The 4,113-nt window shown below is 55.9% G+C and carries 1 protein-coding gene; it reads right to left on the minus strand.

Annotation, left to right across the window (positions count from 1 at the left end; genetic code table 11):
- Positions 1-292 precede the first annotated feature (292 nt).
- A complete protein-coding gene (locus RUMCAL_RS14490; RefSeq protein WP_169725989.1) occupies positions 293-3,529 on the minus strand; it encodes a carbohydrate-binding domain-containing protein in 3,237 nt (1,078 codons plus the stop codon).
- Positions 3,530-4,113: the final 584 nt, after the last annotated feature.

Genomic DNA, 4,113 nt, shown 5'->3' on the forward strand with positions numbered 1-4,113 from the left:
CACCTCCCAACGTACAAAATTGTACATGGGAGCATGGATGAACCGCCTACCGTTTTCGGTATGCCCTAGGACTTTATTATAGCATACCCTGTCGAACATTGTCAAGGCACACCCAATAAACACAAAAAGCGGAGATCCGATGAAAACCGGATCTCCGCTTTTTTACTGCGGCAGCAGTGAATGCTGCCCTGAGGGGAAAATGGGCATTCCTGCTTCTACAGGCACTATTTCAAGAGAGAAAATACAGAGCGTTTATGCGAACACGCTCCGGAAACTGTTTTGCGGTATTGCCTTAGAACGGGCGGTTGTTTCCGCCGCCGCCCCAGCCGCCGTTGCCGCCGGAACTTGCAGAAACGGTCGTACCACCGCTAATGGTTCCGCCGTAGCCGCAGCGGTCTGTGTCGTCCTGACTTGCGAAATATGTCGTGCCGGAGAGCGTGCCGCCGGTATAGCAGGTCACACTGGATTCCTTGCTGGACATTACCATTTCCGCAGAGCCATTGGGCAGGGTAAATGTGGCAAGCACGTTGCCGCTGGCATCTGTAAAGGTAATGGTCTGTCCGGCAGAAACAGAAGTCTGGGACAGGAAAGAATAGCTGCTGGGTGTTTCGAACATATCACTGCTGCCGGCTGCAATGACGGTGCCGCCGGAATAGGTGATCGAGTTATTGCTGTCGCCGCAGTCCAGCGGGCCGTTTCCGCCGCCGGTCTGGGAAACAAAGACATAGCCGCCGTTGAAGGAAATGTTGCCGTTGGAGTCCAGCCCGTCGCCGGCTGCATTGACATAGGTATAACCGCCGTTAAAGGTCATGGTCTGACTGCCGTTACTGGAGTTTCCGCCGCCGGGGCCGCCCCAGCCGCCTTGTCCCCAGCCGCCGTTGTTATGGTTGCCGCTGCTGTCGGAACCGCCTGCGGCATTGTAGCCGTCGTCGCTGGAGGTTACCATAACAGTACCGCTGTTCTGGGTAATATCCACACCCTCAATGCCCTCATAGGACTTGGTGATGTTCACATAGGGAGTGTCATCATCGCCGCCGGTGCTGCCGATAATCAGAGCGTGGTCACTGTGTGCACCGTCGTCTGCGGTGGCAAGGGTCATGCTGCCGCCCAGCAGCTGCATATCGCCGCCGCAGTGCAGGCTGTCGTCGGAGGAGTCAATGGTGATCGTACCGCCGTTGATAATCAGGTTGCCGCCGCTTTGCCATGTGGTGCCGGTCTCATCATACAGCCCGACTGCTTTGATGCCCTTGGCACTGATGTCAGTCTTGCCGGAGTTGCCGTCACCGCCCATGCCGCCGCCCCAGCCGCCGGAAGCATTGCCGGAAAAGTCAGAGCCCTGATATGTGGTAATATTCAGGTCGCCGCCGTTCATGGTGAAGGTCTGCTCTGCCTGAATGCCGTCTGCATAAGAATTGATGTTGACTGTACCGCCGTTGATGGTGATATAGCCCTTATCCGTTTCGGTGGAGTTGCTCTTGATGCCGTCGCCGCCGGTGCTGCCGTTGTTGGTGTTCACCGTCACAGACAGAGTGCTGTAATCGGTAGCATCAGGGTCGCCGATGCGGACGGAGTCGTTGCCGCGAATGCCGTCATCTGCGGCGTTGACGGTAATGCTGCCGTTCCAGATCTTCAGGTCGTTCTTGCAGACGATGCCGTCCTCGGTGTTGCCGTTGACGATCAGCGTACCCTTGCCCTTCAGTTTCAGGTCGTCGCGGGAGAAGATCGCCCCGTTGACAGGATTGGTGTTGCCATCGCTGTCCACATAGGTGTCCGTGTGGGACGTGCCGTCAGAAATGGTATTGGTCGTGCCGTTCTTGGCAGAGATCTGCACTTCGTCACCGATCGCCTCCACATAGATCGGGGCAACGCTGTCGTTGGACAAGGTCAGTCCCTCCAGATTCAGCACCACTTTGCCCTCCGGTTCCGCGGTCTTATCCACGTTGACGGCAAGCTGTCCGCTGGTGCTTTCACCGCTGACAGAGAGTTCGCCGGAAGCGGTAACCGTTACATTGGCTCCGGAGATCGTCAGGTTCGAGGGGTTGGAAACTACACTGCCGGAAGCGTTGGTCGCTGTGACGCTGCTGCCGCTGTAGACCAGAGCCGTTGCCACAGTGTCATCCGTCGGTGTCACGCTGCCGCCGGTGAGTTCCTGTACGCCGGTGAACTTGGTGAGGGTGCCGGTCATGGCAAAGGTGCCGTTATCGGAACCGTCGTGTGTCATCTGGGTGCCGCCGGTGTATAGAGTGTAGCTGTCCGAACCGGAAAGGCTGCTGCTGCTTGCCAGCACATAGGTGTACTTCTTGTTCGGTGTCATTTCAAAGACAGTGCTGCTGCCCTTTTTCAGAGTCACAGCATTGCTCTTTTTCCACTCTGCCGCATAGTCCAGCTGTACCACGCCCTGTGTGCAGCTGGAAGTGTCCACAGTCACAGCTGTACCGGCAGAATCCATGCCCAATGCGTAGTCTGTCGCCGTTGCCAGCACATCGCCGCCGGTAATGGCAAGCACGCCGTTTTCGTTCAGCGTAAAGCCGCGGTCACCGCTGGCGGTCACCGTACCGCCGGAGATGTTCAGGGCTGTGGCAGCCTGCACGGCATCATTGCCTGCCTTGATGCTGACTTTGCCGGACAGAATGGAAACGTCCTCCTTGGAGGATTTCAGACCGTCTGCGGAAGAAGTCACGGTCACCGAAGCACCGTCTATTTCCAGTGTATTATTTGCCCGAATGGCATCGGCGTCAGAAGTGGCATCGACATCTGTGTTGATGCTGATGCCGCCGCCGTTCAGCTTGATGTCGTCCTTGGAACGGATCGCCGTGTTCATGCTGCTGGTGATGTTCAGGGTGCCGGTGCTGTTCTTGGTGACGGTAATGTCACAGTCGCCGTAGATGACACCGCTGGTGTCGGCGTTGACAGCTGCCGCCGTGTCAGTCAGGGTGTTGATGCCGGAGCAGGTCAGCTTCAGCTTCCCTGCACTCTGTCCCAGAATGCAGGGAGCACCGGTGGAAGATGTCATGGTCACGCCCTGCAAGTACAGGGAAACCGCATCAGAATCCGCAGTGGGATCTGCCACATTGACCAGAATCTGTCCGTCTGTAATGGTGCCGTCTACGGTGTAGTTGCCGGAGGCGGAAATGGTCACGGTTTTTCCGGAAACAGCAGTGACACCCTTGGTGTCGCCCTCTACGGTAATGCCGCTGTCGCTCAGGTGAATGGCAATGGCATCGCTGACCGGTACAGTGGCGATCATCTGCCGCAGGCGGGACAAGTCCAGACCGTTGACAGCACCGTCACCGGTGACATCGGCGTTGGCATACTGCCGGGCAGTCAGCTTGGAACTGCCCAGCAGAGCAGTCTGCAAAATGGCAGCGTCTGCGGCAGTGACAGAGCCGTCCCCGTTCAGATCACCGGAGGCACTTGCGGCTCCTGCCGGCATAGCCAGTACGCAGGGAATCGCTGCGGCACAGAGCATGGACAAAGCAACCATGCCTGCTGCTGTTTTCCGCATATAGCGGTGGGGTTGTTTCTTCATATTATTCACTTCTCCTTTGATGCAGTCTGTTGCGGAGCTATGGAAACACTGCATAAAGCCCGCCTGACGGCTTTGCACGCAATCTGCGTGCAGATTTTTCGTCATATTGCCCAGAAATCCCTTGCCAGACACCAAGTCTGCCTGCGGAATTTCTGAGCAATCTGCCAAAAAATCTGACGACGCATCTTACCACAAGCTTTGCTCGGTGTTTCTTTATTTTCCCCTGCCCTCGGAACAGCGGCGTCTGCCGCAAGGCGGGAATTGGAATGCGAGAAGCTGTTGACAGGTTTTCGCAGCCTGTCTTCCTGTTGTTATCCAGTATAAAGGCGTTTGCTTAAAGAATTCTTAAAGAAAAGCAGAATGTAGAAAAATTTTTGGCGATTTCGACGGGAAAGAGGGCAGGCTGTGGGTGATATATTCGGCTTCACAAAATCCCCCCTTAGTCAAAAATTTTCGCCGCCGCACAATATAAATAGAAAGAACAAATGTCTGCATTCACCTGTTGCAAAAAGAAACGGACACAGCACTCCATTTCCCCGCAAAATATATCCGGCAATACCGCACAAAGATTGTGCGACAGATGC

It is taken from the genome of Ruminococcus callidus ATCC 27760 (assembly GCF_000468015.1).
Classification (GTDB): domain Bacteria; phylum Bacillota; class Clostridia; order Oscillospirales; family Ruminococcaceae; genus Ruminococcus_C; species Ruminococcus_C callidus.